This is a genomic window from Paenibacillus sp. cl123, assembly GCF_900101595.1.
In the GTDB taxonomy this organism is placed as follows: Bacteria; Bacillota; Bacilli; order Paenibacillales; family NBRC-103111; genus Paenibacillus_G.
The window spans coordinates 104606-122681 of sequence record NZ_FMYY01000006.1; the positions used below are offsets into that span (position 1 = coordinate 104606).

13 protein-coding genes are annotated in these 18076 nt (G+C 60.1%); 10 read left to right on the forward strand and 3 right to left on the reverse strand.

What is annotated here, in order from left to right:
• Positions 1–37: 37 nt before the first annotated feature.
• The gene (nagZ, locus tag BLR08_RS12510) at positions 38–1411 is read right to left on the reverse strand and encodes a beta-N-acetylhexosaminidase (RefSeq protein WP_176835504.1); all 1374 of its coding nucleotides are present in this window, start codon (positions 1409–1411) and stop codon (positions 38–40) included.
• Positions 1412–1635: 224 nt separating this feature from the next.
• On the opposite strand from nagZ, the gene BLR08_RS12515 reads away from it, so the two are divergent.
• From BLR08_RS12515 to BLR08_RS12535, 5 genes are all read left to right on the forward strand, one after another.
• Positions 1636–2661 (forward strand): AAA family ATPase, encoded by a 1026-nt coding sequence (locus BLR08_RS12515; RefSeq protein ID WP_072329552.1) that lies wholly within the window; start codon positions 1636–1638, stop codon positions 2659–2661.
• Between the two features lie 4 nt (positions 2662–2665).
• Complete coding sequence (locus BLR08_RS12520) at positions 2666–3781, forward strand: DUF58 domain-containing protein (RefSeq protein WP_072329553.1); 1116 nt, start codon at positions 2666–2668, stop codon at positions 3779–3781.
• Positions 3778–5196 (forward strand): DUF4129 domain-containing protein, encoded by a 1419-nt coding sequence (locus BLR08_RS12525; RefSeq protein ID WP_072329554.1) that lies wholly within the window; start codon positions 3778–3780, stop codon positions 5194–5196. The genes BLR08_RS12520 and BLR08_RS12525 overlap by 4 nt, the downstream gene beginning before the upstream one ends.
• A 541-nt stretch (positions 5197–5737) precedes the next feature.
• Positions 5738–6781, forward strand: a complete 1044-nt coding sequence (locus tag BLR08_RS12530; RefSeq protein ID WP_072329555.1) for a copper amine oxidase N-terminal domain-containing protein — start codon at positions 5738–5740, stop codon at positions 6779–6781.
• Positions 6782–7103: 322 nt separating this feature from the next.
• The gene (locus tag BLR08_RS12535) at positions 7104–9185 is read left to right on the forward strand and encodes a dihydroorotate dehydrogenase (RefSeq protein WP_072329556.1); all 2082 of its coding nucleotides are present in this window, start codon (positions 7104–7106) and stop codon (positions 9183–9185) included.
• A gap of 186 nt (positions 9186–9371) precedes the next feature.
• Here BLR08_RS12535 and BLR08_RS12540 read toward each other — a convergent pair whose 3' ends face one another.
• A complete protein-coding gene (locus BLR08_RS12540) occupies positions 9372–11522 on the reverse strand; it encodes a YhgE/Pip domain-containing protein (RefSeq protein ID WP_072329557.1) in 2151 nt (716 codons plus the stop codon).
• A 148-nt stretch (positions 11523–11670) separates the two neighbouring features.
• On the reverse strand, positions 11671–12459 hold the full coding sequence (locus tag BLR08_RS12545; RefSeq protein ID WP_256257535.1) for a Crp/Fnr family transcriptional regulator: 789 nt from the start codon (positions 12457–12459) through the stop codon (positions 11671–11673).
• Between the two features lie 342 nt (positions 12460–12801).
• On the opposite strand from BLR08_RS12545, the gene BLR08_RS12550 reads away from it, so the two are divergent.
• From BLR08_RS12550 to BLR08_RS12570, 5 genes are all read left to right on the forward strand, one after another.
• The gene (locus tag BLR08_RS12550; RefSeq protein WP_072329558.1) at positions 12802–13332 is read left to right on the forward strand and encodes a GAF domain-containing protein; all 531 of its coding nucleotides are present in this window, start codon (positions 12802–12804) and stop codon (positions 13330–13332) included.
• Between the two features lie 117 nt (positions 13333–13449).
• Entirely contained in the window at positions 13450–14103 is a 654-nt protein-coding gene (locus tag BLR08_RS12555) for a response regulator transcription factor (protein ID WP_072329559.1), read from the forward strand.
• 52 nt (positions 14104–14155) lie between these two features.
• The gene (locus tag BLR08_RS12560) at positions 14156–15241 is read left to right on the forward strand and encodes a PAS domain-containing sensor histidine kinase (RefSeq protein WP_371117281.1); all 1086 of its coding nucleotides are present in this window, start codon (positions 14156–14158) and stop codon (positions 15239–15241) included.
• Positions 15242–15702: 461 nt separating this feature from the next.
• Positions 15703–17061, forward strand: coding sequence for a dicarboxylate/amino acid:cation symporter (locus BLR08_RS12565; RefSeq protein ID WP_072329560.1), 1359 nt, complete (start codon positions 15703–15705; stop codon positions 17059–17061).
• A gap of 254 nt (positions 17062–17315) precedes the next feature.
• The gene (locus BLR08_RS12570) at positions 17316–18074 is read left to right on the forward strand and encodes a LytR/AlgR family response regulator transcription factor (protein WP_072329561.1); all 759 of its coding nucleotides are present in this window, start codon (positions 17316–17318) and stop codon (positions 18072–18074) included.
• Positions 18075–18076 lie beyond the last annotated feature (2 nt).

The window sequence follows — 18076 nt, forward strand, 5'->3', positions numbered from 1 at the left end:
TTTCTGCGGCCGAATGGCCGTACCATCCCCATCGTTTTTACTTGGCGGGAGACGGCTTCAGGGCAGGATAATCCTGCTCCAGCCGGCGAATCCGTTCATTGATCTGCTTGATCGACGGCATGTCCTGGCCGCGATCCGGCAGGTCATATTTGCATTTGAGCGCCGCGATGCGGTACACGCTGGCGTTCAGCCGCTCCGGCGTCAGGCGCCCGGATGCAGCTTCCAGACGCAAAGCATTTATAGCCTCATTCGCCTGGTCATAGCCATGGGCGATCATTACGATATCCGCGCCCGCCCGGACGGCCGCTGCGGCCGCCTCCCCGATACCGCGGCTGCCCGAGATGGCGCCCATCGTCAGATCGTCGGTCATCACGACGCCCCGGAAGCCAAGCTCCTCGCGCAGCAAGCCGTTTACGATGGTCGGAGAGAGGGAGGAAGGCAGGCTGGCGTCCAGCTCGGGAAGCAGCAGATGAGCGACCATCACCGCATCCGCGCCTTCCGCTATCGCCCGCTTGAACGGGATCAGCTCCAGCCGGCGCAGCTCTTCCAGCGACTTGCGCACGACCGGCAGCTTCAGATGCGAGTCGGTGTCCGTATCCCCGTGTCCGGGAAAATGCTTGACTACCGGCACCACGCCTTGCGAGGCTATGCCCGCCATCGCCTGGGCGCCCAGCTCGGCGACCAGCTGCGCGTCCGCGCCGTACGAACGCGGTCCGATCACCGGATTGGCCGGGTTGTTGTTGACATCCAGCACGGGAGCGAAGTCCATGTTCATGCCGGCCAGCCGCAGCTCTTCACCAAGCAGTTCTCCTACGCTTCGGGCGAGCTGCGCATCATGTGCCGCTCCGATCCGGGCGCTGTCCGGAAGCGGGGCGAACTCGGCGGGCAGCCGGCTCACGGCTCCGCCTTCCTGGTCGATGCTGATCCAAAGAGGCAAAGGCTGCTCGCGGCCGGCCGTCTTCAGCGCCTGGACGAGCGAGACGGTCTGAGCGAGACTTGAGATGTTGCGCTTATACAGGATGACGCTGCCGATATGGCGCTCCCGAATGAAGGCTTCGGCCCGGTCATCCAGCTGAAGACCGTCCAGTCCTATCAATACGAGCTGTCCGATTTTCTCCTCGGTTGTCATCCCGTCTATGACCTCTTGTACGGGGTCGGGGGCCGGGCTCGGAGCTTCGGGAGCGGTGCCGCTTGGCCCGCCGGCCTGGCCTGTCGTATCCGTCTGCGGTGGAGCGCCGTGCTGCCCGCCCAGGCTGCAGCCTGCGAGCAGACCCAGGCTCAGGAAGCACATCATCAGCATCAGCGGAGCAAGGATGGGGCGCAAGGACCGCTCGGCCGGAGGCGGGCTATAGGCCGGGAAACCGGCGATGCTACCGGGAGCGGCGGATCGTTGCTGTATTCGTTTGATCATGGTCGGCCTTCTTTCTTGAGCGGGTTCGGGTATACCCACGCGGTTCATCGTCTGCATGACGAAAAACTTCATAAGTCTTCTACTTTAAGTATACCAAATTATCCCTGGGCCCATCCGTTGCGGACAATCCTGCGCAGTCGCGTGGAAATCTCTACTCCCGGCAACTTCGTTTCTGGTATGATAGGTAAGGAAAATATGGAAAATGGGCTGCGGGAGGGATATTCATGCGCATGGAGGAAATAGGACCATGGATCGGGCGGATACGCGCCAATCTTGCGGAAGTCATCGTCGGCAAAGAAATGGCCGTCGATCTGCTGCTGACGGCGGTGCTGGCTGATGGGCACGCGCTGCTGGAGGATGTGCCGGGCACCGGCAAGACGCTGCTGGCCAAGTCGCTTGCGCGTTCGCTTGACTGTACATTTAAGCGCATACAATTTACGCCGGATCTGCTGCCTTCGGATTTGAGCGGCATTAATTTCTACAACCAGCGCACCGGAAATTTCGAATTTCGGGCGGGGCCGGTATTTACGGGCATTTTGCTCGCCGATGAGATCAACCGGGCGACGCCGCGCACCCAGTCGAGTCTGCTGGAGTGCATGGAGGAGCGCCAGATTACGATCGATGGGGTTACTCACCGGCTGGAGCGGCCTTTTCTTGTCATCGCGACCCAGAATCCGGTGGATAACCAAGGTACCTTTCCCCTGCCGGAAGCGCAGCTGGACCGGTTTTTGCTAAAGATCGAGATGGGCTATCCGACCTTCGAGGAAGGGGTCGGCATATTGCAGCGCTTTCGTCTGGAGCAGCCGCTGGAGCGTCTGGAGCCGGCGGCCTCCGCGGAGGAGGTCGTCGCGGCCCAGCGTCTGGCGGCCGAGGTTCGGATCGATGAAGAGCTGTGCCGGTACATCGTCCGTCTGGCCGAATCGTCCCGTACCCATCCCGATGTCGCCCTGGGCGTCAGCCCGCGCGGCACCCAGGCGCTGCTCAAGGCTTCCCAGGCGTACGCGCTTGTACAGGGCAGAGATTATGTGACGCCGGACGATATCAAGGCGATGGCGGTCCCTGTGCTATCTCACAGACTGCTGCTGCAGGGGGGCATTCGGGTTCGCGGTGGAGGCCGAAGCGCCGAAGTGATCCGCCGGCTGCTGGCATCCGTGGAAGTGCCGACCGAGCCGGAGCTTCCGGTTCCGACCAAGGCCGGCGCGGGTCCGTTCCGGGCGACGGATGAGACGCGGCAGGCGGGAGGCCGGTAGGCGAATGAGCGTGCTCTCGCTGATATTCGGAACATTTACCGTGTTGGCCGCGCTGACGCTCCTGTACCGTTGGCGGGCGCTCAAGCGGCTGGAGTATGAACGGCATTTCTCAAGCCCGATCGCGTATGTCGGAGACCGGATCGAGATGGTCGAGCGGATCGCGAACCGCAAGCTGCTCCCGCTCCCGTGGCTGCGGCTGGAATCGCTGATTTCGCAGGGCTTGTCCTTCGGCGTTCAATCGAACCTGGATATTCGCGGCGGCGAGCTGTTGCAGAATCATATCAGTTTGTTCAGCCTGAGGCCCTATCGCCAGATTATCCGCAGGCATGAGGTGTATTGCATGAAGCGCGGCTATTACCGGCTCGAATCCGCGACGATGACGGCAGGCGATCCGTTCGGCATTCAGGCCGGCTCGCGGCGATTCGCCCTCGATCTGGACCTGCTGGTATACCCCAAGCCGGCGGAGGTGGACGACCTGCCGCTGCCGGTGCGCAGCTGGCTGGGCGAGCTGTCCGTTCGGCGCTGGATCGTCGAGGACCCGTTCCTGACATCGGGCGTGCGCGATTACAGGCCGGGCGATCCGCTGCCGTCGATCAATTGGAAGGCAACCGCCCGGGCAGGCGCGCTCCAGGTGCACCGCAAGGATTATACCGCCGACCATCGGCTTATCCTGGCGCTGAACCTGGACATCTCCGAGGGCATGTGGAAGGCGGTAACCGATCCGGCCCGGATGGAGCGGGGGATCAGCTATGCCGCCTCGATTGCCGCTTATGCGATCGGCAGAGGCATCGAGGTGGGCTTTCTGTGCAACGGCCGTCTTGGAGGCGGCACACCGGCGCCGATCCGCATACCGCCTGGCGGCGGAGAAGGCCATCTGGCGGTGCTGCTGGAGACGCTGGCGAGGCTGGAGCTGGAAACCGTTCGGACGATGGACGGCCTCCTTTTGCAGGAAACGGAACAGCTGGAGTCGGCTTCGGCTGACGATATGGCCGATTACTTGCTGCTCACCTGCCATACCGGAGAAAAGCTGCTGGCCGCGGCCGACCAGCTGCGCCGGCAAGGCTGTGAAGTGGAGCTTCTGACGTTGCCGGAGGCGAGAGAGGAGGAGAGGACGGCATGAGGAAGCGAGCGGATGGAAGGGACCGGGCCGGGAAGGGCCGGGCAAGCCGGGGACCGTCGGCTGCTGAGGACGCCTCCGGGCTGTCTGCCCCGGCAGCCCGGACAAGGAGAGAGCTGCCCAGCGCATGGCTGTTTGGCCTCGGAGAGCTGCTGCTTCTGCTGCCGGTTCCGCTCGTCGCTCTCGCCTATGGCTGGCCCGGAGCGATCGACCGCTCGGCAGAGCTGGGCTGGGTACTCGGCCTCATGCTGCTGGGTGCGCTTGCCGGCGCGTGGATAGGCTTACGCTGGCGAAGGGTATGGCAGCATGGACTGGCTTCCCTGCTGCTGGGCCCGGCGCTTGGCTTGTCCGCCGGACAGCTTGCGGGAGGTGACGCCTACAGCTTGGCGGTGACCGCGGGCATCGGCATTTTGGCCGCTTATGCGGGCATGTCAGCCTATGGGAGGGCCGGCAGCGGCCGAATCTACGTGAGCGGGCTTGTTGTGTACGGCTTGGCGGGGATGGTTTTTCCTTTCCAGCCTCCGCTGGCCAAGCTGCTGCCTATTTTGTCGGCTGCTGGAGCGGCAAGCCTGGTGCTCGTTCTGTTTATGCTCAACGGCTCCCATATCCGGGGAGTCACGCTGTCCGGCGGCAGGCCGGTCGTCATACCCGCGGCCCTGCGCCGTCATAATCGCATCTTTGTGGCCGCGGTGCTGCTGGCGATGGGGGCGGCCAGCAGCCTCAGCGGCTTCGTCTGGCAGGGAGTAAGGACACTGCTGGGATGGTTGCTGAGCGGGGGAGAGGAAGCGCCTCCTGTCCCGGAGCCGGAGCCGCCACCGCAGAAGCAGCCGCCGCCCTGGATGGGCGAGCCGCCGCCGGAGCCTGGGGTGTGGACGCATATTTTGAACGCGCTGTTTTATGCGCTCGCCGTCGGCTTGATGCTTGCCATCGTCGCAGCGCTGCTGGTCTGGCTGTACCGCCGCGGGCCGGGGTTGATCAGGCGCTGGCTGGACGGGCTGCTGGCGCTGCTGCGCGGGCGCACCGAGCAACAGGAGAAAACCGGTTATATCGATGAGGAGTCCGGACTGTGGTCGTGGTCGGACCTGCGTCTGTGGCCTGGACGCAGGAGAGGCGGACGCAAGGAAAGCCGCTGGGAGGAGCTGTCCGCCGGTGAAGAGCGGGTCCGCTATTTGTACCGCAGTTGGCTTCTGGGCAATACCGGACGGGGTTATTCGTTCCATCCCCCGCTTACTCCCAGGGAGACGGCGGCCGATATCGAGCGCTGGCTCCGGGAGGCGGGAGCGCGGAAAGGAGCCGTGCCGACAGCGGAAGCGGCCGAAGCGGCGCGTGAGCTGGTGGAGCTCTACGAGGCCGCACGCTATGGCGGCAAGCAGCCGGATGAGGCGCGCCTGGAAGAGCTGCGCCGGAGGCTTCGCTGACGCAGAAAAGCTTGCGGGGAGCGGCGGAAGACGCTTTTTTAAGAGTAAAGAATGTTTACCTTCACTAAAGCAATAAAGCGCGGCGGACTTTCTGCTCGCAAGAAAAGCTGCCGTTAAAACACGAATGTATCGTCCTCGAATAGGCTCCGATCAGGAGCTTTTTTTATAGAAGGAGAACGGGGCGGCAAGCAAGAAGCGAGGTTAGCGGTGCGAGAGAGGCGGCGGCTGGGTAAGCAGCTTGGGGGCTGTGTGGATAAATACGCGATTGGTCGAGCGGCCGCGAAGCAGTAAGGTAAAGGCGGCAGTTGAGCAACGTGGGGCTAGAGGCTTTCTTCGGCTCTATGGATACCGTCAGAGGGTTGGCGAGGGCGGGCGGCTATCGGCCGCAACGGAGTGATGCGGGCGTCGCTGCCCTTTAGGGAAAGCTAGCTATGCGGCGGTTCCAGGAGAGATTTGTTTGCAAATGCAACATTTTCTACGCCCTCTCCGTCTGAATGCTTGAAAGTACTCACAACCTTACCCGCAGAAAGGAAGCCTAATTATGAAACGCATTATGACAAAAAGCCTGCTCGTCTTATCCGTCTCCGCTATGATGACAGCGGCGGCGGCGGCTCACGCGGCAGAGCCTCAACAACCTCAGCCGGTGCAAGCCGTGCCTATCTCCGCAGCGGCTTCCGTAGAAGCGATTGCCATCGAGATCGATGGCGTCAAGCTGACAGAAACCGGCTATCGCGCCTCCGCTACGGCAGAGACGATGATCCCGCTGCGCGCCGTCACGGAGAAGCTGGGCTTCACGCTGAATTGGAAGCAAGAGGACCTGTCCGTCGATCTGAGTAAAGGGCCGCTGTTCACAACAGTTAAAACGGGCGATGACCGCTACGCCGTCAATAAAATGTACAAGACGCTGGGTGCGGCCCCGGTACTGCTGGATAACAAACTGTATGTGCCGGCATCCTTTGTCGTTGAAGTGCTGCATGGCAGGGCTGTAACGGAGGGGAGCAAGGTGACGATTTCCATGGAGCAGCCGCAGCATATGCAGACTACCGGCGTCATAACCTCCGTCTATCAGGGTGACAAACGCGCCTCCATACAGATTCAAGGAGCCGGGGTAGACGGACTTGTGCTGAACATCGGGGAAGATACCGTAATTCAGTCGCATGATGGCAAAACTTTGACCTTGTCCGATCTGCATATCGGCCTGACGGTGGAAGCCGAGCACTCGCTGGCGGCGACGCTCAGCCTGCCTCCGCAGACGGCGGCATTCAAAGTAACCGTGCTGGATACAGATATCAAGCAGGAACTGCTCGGTACTTCCGGCACGATCGAGGAAGCGCGTACGGGAGACAACGGGGAAATCAGCGTAGTGATTAAAGGCCAAGGGCTAAGCGACCAGTCTCCGGACGAGGTTATCCTGCGCGTGTCGGACAAGACGGAGCTGCTTCGTCAGGACGGGACGCAGGCCGCAGCTGCCGATCTGGTAAAAGGAGCCAAGGTGCTCGGGTTTTATTCACCGGTGCTGACCAAAAGCCTCCCGCCAATCGGCGGCGCCGTCAAGCTGGTTGTTCACCCCGAGGCAGCTGAATAACGGAGCGCAGTGCAAGAAGGCGGCAAGCGGCAAATGAGCCTGAATTGGGCATCACTAAGCCAGCCGCGCGTTGAACCGCACCCTGAAGAGCTGTCCCTGAAGCCGTTTTTTTACGGGCAAAGGGCAGCGCCTTCTCCCTGTATGATGAAAAAAGGTCAAGCCAGGACTTACCCTGTGCTCGGCCTTTTTGGTTTGTGACCGCTTGCTGGAGAGGAGGAACCGGAAGCAAACGACGGACGAAAAAGCTAAAATCATGATTAGAAATGCCGGAAGGAGTATGGTAAACGACGCAGAATGCTTTCATTCATGGAGGTGCATAGGTGTGCCGGATTGGTCTTATCAAACTTTGTTCCGCCCTCTGTTGTTTCGTTTGCCGTCCAGACTGGCCCGCGGACTGACGCTTCAGGCGATGGGCGGTCTCAGCTCTCTGCCGGGAGGCAGGCTGCTGATCCGAACGTTAGGCCATATGGAGCCGCTGGCTATCCTCGAAAGCCAAGCCGGGTCGCTTAAGCTTGCGGCTCCTGTCGGACTGTCGGGAGCGCTGGACCCGGAGGGGACTGCCCATGCGGCAATGGCGCAGTTTGGCTTCGGCTTTGTCGTCATCGGCCCGATCACGAAGGAGCCGGTTCGCTGCGAGACGCCGATACGAAGAGAGGCGGCTCCGGAGTCAATTTTATATCCGCTCTACGAGGAAAATATCGGCCTGGAGGCGGCGGAGAGGGTGGCGCGCAAGCCCGGTCATAAGCTGCCCCTGCTCGCCCGTATCGCCCCGATGCCGGGAGCGAAGGGCGATGTGGCCATGCAGGAGCTTGCCGGCCTGGCGGAGCGTCTGTTTCGAGCGGGCGTGCAGGGATTTCATGTCGACATGCTGCGGGAAGAGCAGACGGAGGAAGAGATGCTGGAGCTTATCCGGGGATTCCCGGCTGCGTTCCGGCAAGCGCGGGTAGCCCATCCGCTGCCGCCGGACCAGCCCGCCGCCAGCGCAAGCAGCGCCGTCTCGTCATCAGCCCGCAGCCCTGAGAGGGAGCGGACGGCTGCCGAGCTCGGCGGGTATTTGCCTGCGGGAGCGGCCAATGCCGGGGAGGCTCCGTCCCCGGAGCCTCCGCTCTTTCTCTATGTGCCGCCCGATGCGCCGGCTGCGCTGCTTTCCGTGCTGCGGGGCTTCGATCCCCGGGAATGGACCGGCGTCGCCGTAGGCGAAGGCTTGCGGGAGGAGGCCGGCGTGCGGGTCGGCGAGGCATGCAAAGCGCCGGGCTTGATGACGCTGCGCCGGCTGCGCGCCGAAGGGCCTGCCGGACTGGTGCTGCAGGCCGGCTGCGGAGTGCATGAGCCGCAGGATGCGCTTGATCTGATCGCCTCCGGCGCAGATCAGGTGCTGCTGCATAGCGGGATGGTTTATGCCGGGCCGGGTCTGCCCAAGCGGGTGAATGAGGCGATCGCTTATGAGCGCCTGCGCCAGGTTCCGGCTCCGCCGCCGCAGCCGTTCTGGCGGGGCTGGGGCTGGATGTGGCTGCTTGGCCTCGGGATGATCATCGGCGGCGTGCTGGCTTGGTTCGTGGCGATCACCACCGTTCTGCTGCCCTACGATGAAGCTTTCCTCGGCCTGGACCGCGACGCGATAAGGCGGGTGAACGAGCGATTGCTTCACTTTATGTCGCATGACCGGATCACGCTGGCCGGTACGATGATCTCAATCGGCATATTATATATGCAGCTTGCCAAGCACGGCTTGCAGGCCGGCCTGCATTGGAGCCGGACGGCCGTCATGGTATCCGCGGGAGTCGGCTTCTCCAGCTTCTTCCTCTATCTTGGCACCGGCTATTTCGATCCGCTGCATGCGGCCGCCGCCGCCATCCTGTTTCCGATGCTGCTCCTGTCGCAGCGGGGCTGGACGGATCATCCCTGCCGGGAGCCCGTTCACCTGCGCAACGACCGGTTATGGCGGCGGGCCATGTGGGGGCAGCTGTGTCTCGTTATGCTGGGCTTTTCGCTCGCTGTCGGAGGTCTGACGATTGCGGCGGTAGGGGTTACCCGGGTATTCGTACCCGAGGATCTCGACTTCATGCAGACGACCTATGCTGCATTGGACGCTGCCAATCCGCGTCTGATTCCGCTGATTGCGCACGATCGCGCGGGGTTTGGCGGAGCGTTGTTGTCCGATGCGCTCGTTCTTCTTGTTATGGCGCTTTGGGGGCTGCAAAGAGGAGCGCGCTGGCAGTGGAAAACGCTGCTGCTGGGGGGAGCGCCAGGCTTCGCCGCCGGCTTCGGCGTACATCTGGGAATCGGCTATACGGACTTCTGGCATCTGTCCCCGGCGCTGTTCGCCTTAGCTTTGTACGTCGCCAGCCTGATTCTGCTGTATCCTTATCTGATGCGGCCTGCGTCCGGGAGCTCAAGCGACTGACAGGCTCCGCAGACTCCGCAAAGCAGGGGCAGCCAAGCAGCTCGAAGTCCCGCTGCCCTAACCGCCCTTTAAAAGTTAGATGATAACGTGCGGCATGCTAACGATCAGAGCTTTCACTCACCCGCCCGCTATCCCTGTTTCATCTCCTTGTGGCTCACCGGCCTCCTATTCATCGCGATTAAAGCGCTAGTGAATGATTCGGCTCTCCTTGGCCTTATGAACGAGCTTGGCCGAGGAGGCGTTGATCCACTTCTTCAGGCCAAGCCCGATCAGCAGCGCGAGGCCGGCATAGACGGCTAATATGGCGAGGTCGCGGACGGCTACATCCCAGATCAAGCCGCCTACCGCTTCCCGCATCAATCCGATGGCGTAGGTGAAGGGCAGAAACGGATGAATGGCCTGAAAAAACGGCGGCGTAAGCTGGACGGGAAACGTTCCGCCGGACCCGGCCAGCTGCAGCACGAGCAGGACGATGGCCATCGCTTTGCCTACATTTCCGAAGACGGATACCAGCGTATAGACGATGAGCATGAACAAGGCGCTCAGCAGCAGGCCGAAGCCGACAAACCAGCCGGGCTCCGCCACAAACGTATGCAGCAGGTACAGATCGCCCAAGGTGACGAAAAGCGACTGCACCAGAGCGATCGTGAGGAACGTGAGAAACCGGCCCAGATACACCTGGTAGCTCTTGTAGCGGATGCCTTCTTCATGAACCTCGACGGTCAGCAGCGAGACGAGAAGCAGAGCGCCGACCCAGAGCGACAGCGTCGTGAAAAAGGGAGACATGGCCGACCCGTAATTCGGGATCGGAAACAGCCTGTTCTCCTTCAGCACGACCGGTTCTGCGAAAAATTCGCTTTCCTTCTGAGCGTCCAGCTTCAGCAGGCGCAGGATGTCGCCGAGATTGCCCTGCTGCTCGAAGGCCCTTAGCCGGTCGGCAAGCTCCTTGACTTTCGCCTCCAAGGCGGGCAGCGCCTGCTTGATTGCAGCCAGCTCCGACCGGCCGGCCGCCAGTCCTTTGGCCGCGCCGCTGACAAGGCTGCCCGCATCCGGGATGACTGCCGCAGCTGCCGCCAGCGCTTCGTGCGCCTGCTCCAGCTTCTGCTTGGCCGTCTGCGCTCCCTCGGCAATGCCCGGCGCGATCTCCGTATCGTAGCGGCCAAGCAAATCCTCGAGTCCGCTTGCCGTATCCCCGGCGACCCGGCCGAGATCGGCGATCAGCTCGCCGGCCGGCTTCTCTCCCTTGGCCATCGCCAGAGACAGGCGCTCCATAATGGCGGCTTGCAGCTGCAGATCGCGCTGCAGCTTCTGCAGCTTTTGCGCCGCGGCGGCAGAGCCCTTCCCTCCGGTCAGCCCGTTTAGCCGCTCGAACAAGGAAATCAGCTTGTCGTTTACATCACTGGCAACGGCCAGCCTGCGGCCTACCCGGTCCAGCTCGCTCTGCAGGATGGCGGGGTCCGTCTTCACATCCTGAAGCAGCCCGTTCAGCTGCTTGACGCCGATGGCCGCCTGCTGGAGCAAATAAAGGTCCTGCTTGATCCCGGGCGACAGCGCGTCCAGCGCCTGGCCGGTGCGGCCGATCCAGACGCCGAGCTGCTCAGTCATCGCCGACCCCGCTTCCGCCAGCCTGGTGATTTCCGGTATGTAATTCTCCGCCTTCGCAGCGATGGCCTGGGCTTTATCCAGATCGGTCAGTCCGGCGTCGACCAGCCGGTTCAGCTCCGGAAAAAGCTCCTCCAGCCGGAACAGCATGGCTTTGCCCGCCTCGATCGCCGGCAGCTCGCGCTCCAGCTCCAGTCCGACCTCGTTCATGATGGCGAAGATCGTGCCATTGGCTGTCCGGATAAACTGGCGGGTCACCTCATCGAGAATGCCGCTGGCTCCTTTGGACGTAATTTTCGGGGAAATGGCGTTTGTCTTCTCGTTGACATCATACAAAATCTCCGCTTTCTGCGGCGTTGCAGTCAGGACGGAGGAGATATGCTCGGAGAATTCGGGCGGTATGGTCAAGGCGGCGAAATATTCCCCGCGCAGCACGCCCCTCTCCGCCTCAGCGGCATCGACGAACGTCCACCCGATCCGCCGGTCGTCGCGCAGCGAAGCGATGATCTCATCGCCGAGCCGCAGCTCCTTGCCCCGGGCGGTCGCGCCGCGGTCTTCGTTCACCACGGCGATAGCCAGGGAGCCCGTATTGGAATAGGGGTCCCAGGAGGCCAAAATATTAAACCACGCATACAGCGAGGGGAGAAACGCAAGTCCGGAAATCATGACGATAGCCGCCCAATTGCGGCCGATCCGGCTCATATCATTTAAATAAATGGCGAGCAGACGCTTCATGTGATGGCAATCCCCTTGTTTTTCGTTAGTATTCGACAATTCGCTCCAAACATGCGGTACGGAGGTCCGGACAAACGAAATAACCCTTCGGTCCGAAGACCGAGGGTCAGGCATAACTTGGATATCGGGCGGTAAGGCTTGCCGCCCTCTACATCCGGCATATTTCCTTGGGGCAGCTCTCGCACTGGCAGACGCCGCGCAGGTAGTCCAGTTTCAGAATCGTGATTATGCCGCCATCCATCTGAATGACGCCTTCCTTCTTCATATCGTTCAGCATCCGATTGACGCTTTCGCGGGTTGCCCCGATCATGTCGGCCATCTCGCTGTTGTTCATCCGGATATCCAGTCTGATCCGGCCGCCGCTCAAGTCAACTCCGCAGGAGTTGCTCAGCCGGATGAGCAGGGAACACAGCGCTCCGGGCTTGCCGAACATCATCAGATCGCGCATCTTGGTCTGGGTGATCCGGTGGGTAAGGCCCATCCACCGCATGAACTCGATAGCCAGATCGCCATGCTGCCACAGCAGCACCTCCAGGTCCTTGCGTTGGATGACTCCGACCTCGCCATCCTCCGTCATCTCCGCGCTGCTGGCGTGGGCGGAATCCTGAAAGGGGTCGAGTTGTCCGAACAGATCGCCCGCCTGATGGAGCGACAACGTGAAGGTGCGGCCATCGTCAGAGCTTTTAGTTATCTTGACGCGGCCCTTCATGAGAAAGTACAGCTTGTCGGCTTTGTCGCCTTCCCAATAGAGCACGCTGCCCGTCTCTGCTTTCTTCTTATACATAATGCCAGTCAGCTTCTCGAAGCTCTCCGCGGAGAATACGGCGTGAACGCCCTTGATACCATGCTGCTCTCGGCTAGGCCCCGCTTGTTTCTCCAGGCTGGCGGATGCGCCGCCCTGTCTGGTTCCGTTCGTGAGCATTGTACCTGTCGTCATACCGATCATCTCCCAAGTCGTTTTCTATGTATTCATCATACCTCGCTGCGCTTGATTTGGTTATCGGGGGAAGACCTGATCTTGAGGAGGAAATCCCCTGAAGTTTGCTGTGAGATTTCTCACACCCGCCCCGGGTGGCCGCAAGGCTTGGAGCCAGCAATAACGGCTGTTTTTGCTCCGTGTTTTCACGCAGCCGATTTCAGGGAGTTCCCTGACTTACTTTCGGCAGCGGCGGCGTTACAATAGAAGATAAGAAGAAAATCGACCATCGGGGTAACTTGAAATGAGAGCCGGTGCAATAGATTCGGAAGTTTAGGGCCGCAGCGAGAGGAGAGCGAAGCGATGGACGCGCACGAACGAACAGGGCCGGCGGGCGAACAGCCTGCCTGGACGAGCGAGACCGGGGAGACTTCCGGAGCGCTCTGGACTGCGCCGGCCGGGCAGCTTTGTCCGCATACCCTACAAGAAGAGCTGCTCCAGCTCCAAGAGCGGACCTTCAGCGATATGGCCGCCTTCGCTTGGATCGCTCTGCCCGATGAGGACGGAGTATCGAAGCCGTATACATGGGCCTGTATGGTAGGCAGCCAAAGCGAGCGTTCCCGGCGGATGAGCTTCCGGCGGGGAAGCGCAGGTTTGGCGGGGACGGCGCTCAAGCTGGGCCGCTATGTGACGGCGGATATGAGTCAGGCTCCGGCGTTTGCGCGGGAATGTCCGGTGATGCTGGCGGAGAAGCTGCAGACGGCGATCGCGCTTCCGGTCGGAAGCGGAGGGGCGCCGCGCGGCGTACTGCTTCTGGGCAGCCGGTCGGGCCGGTTGTACGGGCAAGAAGCGATCGAGCAAGCGCAGGCCGGGGCCTTCCGGCTGATCCGATGAATCCTTTTTTAATCGCGGCAGGCGATTGAGGGGATTCATTTTTTGCTATATGATGAGAAGGAAGCATACGTGCATACGAACCAAGCAGGTATCCCCGCTTAAGGAGGAAGGTAGCGAATGATTACAATCATCGTGGTCGACGATCACGCGGTTGTCCGCTCTGGCTTGACCATGCTGCTGAGCGACAAGCCCGACCTCAAGGTTATTGGCGAGGCGACGGAGGGCGATGAAGGCGTGCGCGCCGCCCTGGAGTTGAAGCCGGATGTCGTACTGATGGACTTCAGCATGCCTCACGGCAAAGACGGCCTGACGGCGACCACGGAGCTGAAGAAGGCGCTCCCGGATACGGCGGTGCTTATCTTGACGATGCATGACGATGAGGAATATTTGTTCCGCGCCATTCAGGCCGGGGCTTCAGGCTATATCCTGAAGAGCGCTCCGCATGAGGAGCTGCTGACGGCGATTCGCTGCGTGGCGGGGGGCGATGCGTATTTATATCCTACGGCGACCAAGCGGCTGATGGGCGAATACCTGGATAAGCTGAGAAACCCGGAGAACAAGGGGACGTATGACTCGCTGTCCGAACGGGAGAAGGAAATATTGGCTCTCGTAGCCAAGGGCTATGCCAATAAAGAAATCGCCGAGCTGCTGGTCATCAGCGTGAAGACGGTAGAAACCCATAAAAGCAATGTGATGGAAAAGCTCGGACTCAAGACGCGTCCGGAGCTCGTGAAATTTGCGCTGAAAAAGGGGCTGCTGAACTTTGAATAATCATGAAATCCCGGATCAGGCTTGGAGCCAGGATGAGGATCGTCCTCAGCTCATCGGGCAAAATGTGACCGCGCTGCTGGAGCAGCTGGATGCCCACATCGAGGATGCGCAGGTGCTGGCCCGGCTGAAGCAGTCGCTCAAGCAGCTTACCGACTTGAAGTTTGCGCTGGATGAATCCTCGATCGTCGCCCTAACGGATCGGCGGGGGAAGATTCAGTACATCAACGACAAGTTCTGCGAAATTTCCAAGTATTCGCGGGAGGAGCTGATTGGCCAGGACCACCGGATTATTAATTCCGGCTACCATGACCGGGCGTTTATGAGCGAGCTGTGGAAAACGATCTCTTCGGGCCGCATATGGCGCGGCGAGATCCGCAACCGGGCCAAGGACGGCAGCCATTACTGGGTACATACTACGATCGTTCCCTTCCTGGATGAGGAAGGAGAGCCTTATCAATATTTGGCTATACGCAATGAAGTAACGGAGCTCAAGCGTGTGCAGGAGGAGCTGCAGACGATGATGAACCGGGTGATGCAGATTCAGGAAGAGGAGCGCCGCCGGTTCTCCCGGGAGCTGCACGACGGCATCGGCCAAAGCCTGTTCTCGCTGATCATCCAGATGGACCGTTTGATCGGTCAAAGCGGCGAGGGCGAAGCCGTCCGGGAGTTGGAGAAGCTGCGCCGCCTGGTATCCGGCATCATGGAAGAAGTACGGGGACTGGCGTGGGAGATCCGTCCCTCGGTGCTGGATGATCTTGGCGTCGTACCGGCCATACGGACATTTACCGAAAATTATCAGAGCCATTACGGCATCCAGGTCCGTCTGGACTGCGGGCTGCGCACCAGGCTGGGGCTGCAGGAGGAAACGACTATCTATCGGATTATCCAGGAGGCGCTTACCAATGTGGCCAAATATGCCGATGTGTCGGAAGCCGCCGTTACCCTGCGAGAGACCGAAGCCGAGGTGGAAGTGACCGTGGAGGACCAGGGGCAGGGCTTCTCCAAGCGGGCGGCCGGCGCCAAGGGAGTCGGACTGTTCAGCATGGAGGAACGCGCCCGCGGCGTCGGGGGGACGCTGACCGTCTCCTCAACTCTCGGACGAGGAACACAGGTCAGGCTGAAGCTCCCCAAATCCTAGGCCGGGAAGCGTCCTATGGGGAAGCTACGATGGATCGGGCGAGCCGATCAAGCTGACTTTCGCCGATTATTACGAGAAGTTCGTATACGATCATGATTATGCGCAGGCTGAGAAAACGGCATACAATGAGACGATCGGCAAAGGCAGCACAACCAACAACATACGGGACATTTACCCGGAAGCCATTGTAAAGGATCAGTGGACCATTTGATTTCCCGGCAAGCAGGCGAACGGCCGAAAGGTAGTCGAAGCCATACCAAGCCAACAAGAACTAGCCGCCGAACCTCTAAAGAGGCCCGGCGGCTTGATTTATTCGGCTGCTCGAACTCCCGAAGTTTTAGTAAAGAAGTTTTAGTAAAAAAAGATTGACATCCTAAGTAAGCAGGAGTAATATCATTTTAGCTCATAAAACCAAGTGAGTAACTAGGTTTTAAGTCAGTCATAGAAAGGGATGTTGCAAGATGAATAATAATCTTATAGCCGCTTTTCAATCCAACTGGATCACCTTGCTCGTATCTTTGGTTGTAATCGGCTTTCTGTATGTATTGGGGCGCAAGCGTCTCGGCTTCGGCTACCGGGTGCTGATCGCCCTCGGGCTCGGTCTGATCGCCGGTATCGCGTTCAACTCCTACAAACTCGATTACAAAAGTGTCAGCACGATCGGGTCCATCTATGTCAATCTGGTGCGCATGCTGGTTATTCCGCTCGTCGTCGTGCTCGTCATCAACAGTATTACGACGCTGACCAATCTGGGCCATCTGCGCAAGATCGGCGTGAAGACGATCTCGATCTTCCTGATCACGACAGGAATCGCCGCTCTGATCGGCGTGATCGTTGCCCTGTTGGTCGATCCGGGCGCGGGCATCGCACAGCAGGCGGTCAAAGACTTCAAGCCGCGCGACGTGCCTACGTTCTCCCAGGTTATTCTCGATCTGCTTCCGTCCAATCCGTTCAATGAAGCGGCGAACGGCAAAGTCGTGCCCGTGCTGATCTTCGCCATCTTCGTAGCCGTCGCCATGGTGCATGTCGGCTCCAAGAAACCGGAGGTTGTGGCGCCTGTGAAGCAGCTGATCGAGTCGCTTGCGCAAATTTTGCATCAGGTGATCAAATACGTGATCCGGCTGACGCCATACGGCGTTTATGCGCTGATCGCCGCAATGGCTGCCCGCTACGGTGTTGAAACGCTCGCTCCGCTGATCAAGCTTATCCTGGCTACGTATGCCGCGCTGCTTATTCACTTCGTCTTCACCTTCGGGGGACTTGTGGCGCTGGTGGCGAAGGTCAACCCGATCAAGTTCTTCAAGAAGGCATACCCGACGATCGCCGTCGCCTTCACGACCCGGAGCAGCTACGTCACGCTGCCGGTCAATCTGGAGGTCATCACCAAGCGCATTCGGGTATCCGACCGTATCGCGAGCTTTGTGGCTCCGCTCGGGGCCACCATCAATATGAACGGCTGCGGCGGCGTATGGCCGGCAGTCGTGGCTATATTCGTCGCAAGAGTTTACAACGTGCCGCTGGATTGGTCCGATTATATCCTGATCGTGCTCGTCAGCGTCATCTCCTCCGTCGGGGTTGCCGGCGTACCGGGACCTGCGGCCATATCGACCACTGTCGTCCTGACGGCGCTCGGTCTTCCGCTCGAAGGTATCGGCCTCACCTTGGCGATCGACGCTATCGTAGACATGGGCCGTACGGCTGTCAATGCTACAGGCACTACCGTCGCCTCTCTGCTGGTGGCTAACTCCGAAGGCGAGTTTGATCGCGAGGCATTCAACCGCGACGAGGAAGACGCTCTTGAACTGAACGGCGTATCGTAAACCGCGGTTCCTGCCGAACAGGGAACGGCCCCATCATCCATCTGCAGATGGGTGACGGGGCCGTTTTTGCTATGCTCGGTCGGCCGGCAGCCCCGGATTATCGCATGTGGCGGGGCTTCTTTCGGCCCGCTAATGGTCTCATCAGCTCGCTCAGCGGGTATAGTGTTAAGAGGGAAGCGGAACGGTTGGCTGACACAGACGTAAGAAGTTAAAGGAATTAGGTCTGGAAAATAACGAATGAAAGGGGGAAGATGATGTCTCGCGCATTAACAGTCGTGATTGCGGAGGATCAGGAGCCCGATCGGGAGAAGCTGGTCTTATACGCCAAGCGGCTCGGATTGCATGTGCTCAGCTCGGTAGGCTCGGGCAAGTGGTTTGTCGAGGATTGCTTGAAGCTGAAGCCGGACTTGGTGCTGATGGATATTGGGCTAGCCGAGCTCGACGGCATTGCCGCATACAAGCGTCTGGTCGACCAAGGATTGGCGCCTTACCTGATCCTGGTCTCGGGGACGAAAGACTCCAGTCTGCTGTTGGCCGGCTATGAACTGAACGTGATCGGCTTCGTGACCAAGCCGGTAACGTTCGAGCGGCTGTCTGCGGCCGTAGAGAAGGCGGTCAAAGCCTTCGAGCGGGATTTGGCGCATGCTGACGGGCCCGCGGACACCCGGATTATCGAGATCAAGTCGAACCATAAGCCGGTGTTTATCAACGAGAACAAGCTGATCTATGCGGAACGCAGCAAGTCTGACCGGAAGGTTCAGGTCTATGTAGCAGGGGAGGACCCGATCGTTACCAGATCCTCTTTGTCCGAGATTCAGGTTCAATGCTCCGAGCTGATCTTTCATCCGAATAAATCGCAGCTTGTCAATCTGAAGTATATTGATTCGGTATACGCCAGCTCGGAATTTTTCGGGACATATACCATCAAGCTTACATACCGGAATACGGAAATAGATCTGTCCCGCCGCAAACGCAAGGAGTTCGAGAGGCTCTACAGCCGGATGAAGGGGTAAAG

What these genes read in the sequence shown, in the direction of transcription:
- BLR08_RS12530 (WP_072329555.1), top strand. Translation starts at nt 5,738, where the DNA reads ATGAAACGCATTATGACAAAAAGCCTGCTCGTCTTATCCGTCTCCGCT.
- BLR08_RS12525 (WP_072329554.1), top strand. Translation starts at nt 3,778, where the DNA reads ATGAGGAAGCGAGCGGATGGAAGGGACCGGGCCGGGAAGGGCCGGGCA.
- BLR08_RS12550 (WP_072329558.1), top strand. Translation starts at nt 12,802, where the DNA reads ATGGACGCGCACGAACGAACAGGGCCGGCGGGCGAACAGCCTGCCTGG.
- BLR08_RS12540 (WP_072329557.1), bottom strand. Translation starts at nt 11,522, where the DNA reads ATGAAGCGTCTGCTCGCCATTTATTTAAATGATATGAGCCGGATCGGC.
- BLR08_RS12565 (WP_072329560.1), top strand. Translation starts at nt 15,703, where the DNA reads ATGAATAATAATCTTATAGCCGCTTTTCAATCCAACTGGATCACCTTG.
- BLR08_RS12545 (WP_256257535.1), bottom strand. Translation starts at nt 12,459, where the DNA reads ATGACGACAGGTACAATGCTCACGAACGGAACCAGACAGGGCGGCGCA.
- BLR08_RS12520 (WP_072329553.1), top strand. Translation starts at nt 2,666, where the DNA reads ATGAGCGTGCTCTCGCTGATATTCGGAACATTTACCGTGTTGGCCGCG.
- nagZ (WP_176835504.1), bottom strand. Translation starts at nt 1,411, where the DNA reads ATGATCAAACGAATACAGCAACGATCCGCCGCTCCCGGTAGCATCGCC.
- BLR08_RS12515 (WP_072329552.1), top strand. Translation starts at nt 1,636, where the DNA reads ATGCGCATGGAGGAAATAGGACCATGGATCGGGCGGATACGCGCCAAT.
- BLR08_RS12555 (WP_072329559.1), top strand. Translation starts at nt 13,450, where the DNA reads ATGATTACAATCATCGTGGTCGACGATCACGCGGTTGTCCGCTCTGGC.
- BLR08_RS12570 (WP_072329561.1), top strand. Translation starts at nt 17,316, where the DNA reads ATGTCTCGCGCATTAACAGTCGTGATTGCGGAGGATCAGGAGCCCGAT.